1 protein-coding gene is annotated in these 2,033 nt (G+C 64.1%); it reads right to left on the minus strand.

Annotation, left to right across the window (positions count from 1 at the left end; genetic code table 11):
* The coding region (locus BST28_RS22815) for a TOTE conflict system archaeo-eukaryotic primase domain-containing protein (protein ID WP_234808394.1) at positions 1 to 2,033 on the minus strand (2,033 nt) is incomplete at both ends.

The raw sequence follows: 2,033 nt of genomic DNA on the forward strand, positions 1-2,033 counted from the left end.
TTGGCGAGTTGGTCGGCGATCTGGCGGCGTTCTCGAGCCTTCATGCCGCCGCGCAGAACGGTGACAGCCCGTCCCGCGGTGCGTAGTTGGTCGGTGATGGCGTTGAGATGCTCGACCCAGGTGGTGAGCACCAGGATGTTGGCGCCGGTTTCGGAGGCAGCCCGCACGTCGCCGACGATCTGCTCAAGTCGATCCTGGTCGGCAACGAGGGAGCGGTAGATCTCGGCCATTCCACCGGGTGCAGTGGGGTCTGCGTCGCCGCGGTAGTGGAATTGGGTTGGGTGCAGGTGCAGAACCGGGTGGGGTGTCAGTAGAGCGGAACCGTCGACCGGGAGTTGTCCGGCGCTGGGTGGCTCGATGGCCACGTGGTGGGATCCGAGTTGGTGGTAGATCAGGTCTTCGAGCCCGTCGCGGCGTTCCGGGGTGGCGGTCAGGCCGAGCCAGTATCGCGCGGAGATGCGGCTTAGGACGCCGAAGAATGCGCTGGCGGCGACGTGGTGGCATTCGTCGACGATGACGAATCCGTAGCCGGCGGTGATGTCTTCGACGTTGTCGCGGCGAGCGAGTGTTGGCAGCAGGGCGATGTCGAGGATGCCGGTGGTTTTCGACCGTCCGCCGCCGATTTGACCGCACTTGAAACCGAGGTGCCTGCTGATGCGGTCGCGCCATTGGTCGGCGAGGGCCTTGCGATCGACCAACACCAGTGTCGAGGTAGATCGCGATTCGATTGCCGCACAGGCGATGACTGTCTTGCCGGTGCCCGGTGGCGCGATGAGAACACCGGTGTCTTGTTCGAGGAGTTGGTGCAGTGCGGCGGTCTGGGAGGTTCGCAGCGGCGTACTGCTGGTGAACTCGTGATGTTCGCCGGTGATTCGCTTGTCGTCGACATGCAGCGTGCTGTCGGCCGATTCGACGAGTTCATTCAGCAGGGGATGCAGACCACGGGGCAGGACGAGGTCACCCTCGGCGGTTTCGTCGTAGCTGTAGAGGAATCGTGGTGTGTCCCAGGTGCTGCGGCGGGCGCGTTGGCGCGCATCGAATTCCGGGTTGCGTATCGATGCGGCGTGTTTGACGGCCGAGATCATCGCCGGGCCCAGATCGTTGGCGGTCAGGGTGAGTCGCGAGGTGAACTCTGCGCGCACGATTGCCGCCGGCCGTGGGACGATGCGCGACGACGTCGGTAGTTGCAGACGCCGGACATGGTGGCCGATCTGTGGGGCGGGAAGTTGGCGCGCCAACGCGGTCACGTCTTTGGTGGACAGTCGGGCGATGCTGGACAGGTAGGCCCACTGATCCTCGTAGGGTTCCGGGGTGGCCGGATCGAGGAAGACGGTAGTGCCGTGTTGTCGGCGCTTGCCGTTCATCGGGGCGGCGATCAGATTGCCCACCCCACGCCCGGTGTGCACATCTTGGGATGGGAACAATCGGTCATAGCTGCTCAGCTGCATGCTGCCGCGTAGGCGGAATGCCTCACCCAGCAGACTTGTGGCGACGCTGCGGGCGACCGCTGCCGAGATGGCATGAGCGAAGAAAATCCACACGTGAGCGCCGCGCCCGGATTGCGATACCTCCAGCGCGGCCGGAATCCCATAGGACCGTGCTGCTTTCATGTAGGCGAGCGCGTCGAGCATCGCGGCTTGCTTGTCGAAGTCGGCTGCGACCCACCAGCAGGTGTCATCATCACTGAGCGGATACAGGCCGATATGTGCCTCGCCCCGCAGATGGGCATCGACAACCTCGGGTGTCAGTGGGAGGTACGGCGCGTCGGCTCGATTCATACCCTTGCGCCAATAGCCCTTGATCGCCGGCATCCAGCCCGAGCGGCCATCTCGTCGATTCTCCCAGCGCAGTGCGTAAACATCGGTGCGGCAACGAAAGAGATCGAAGAAGAACCGCACCTTATCGGCAGAGCTGGAGCTCATCGTCACCGGTGAGGTCCGCGTACCGGTCAGCGTCGCCTGGTCATTGGCGGCGGCACGTGCCTGTTCCTCACTCAGCTGAAGAAGACGACGCAAACGCACATTGTCGGCGCG

The sequence above is a fragment of the Mycolicibacter kumamotonensis genome, from assembly GCF_002086285.1.
Classification (GTDB): domain Bacteria; phylum Actinomycetota; class Actinomycetes; order Mycobacteriales; family Mycobacteriaceae; genus Mycobacterium; species Mycobacterium kumamotonense.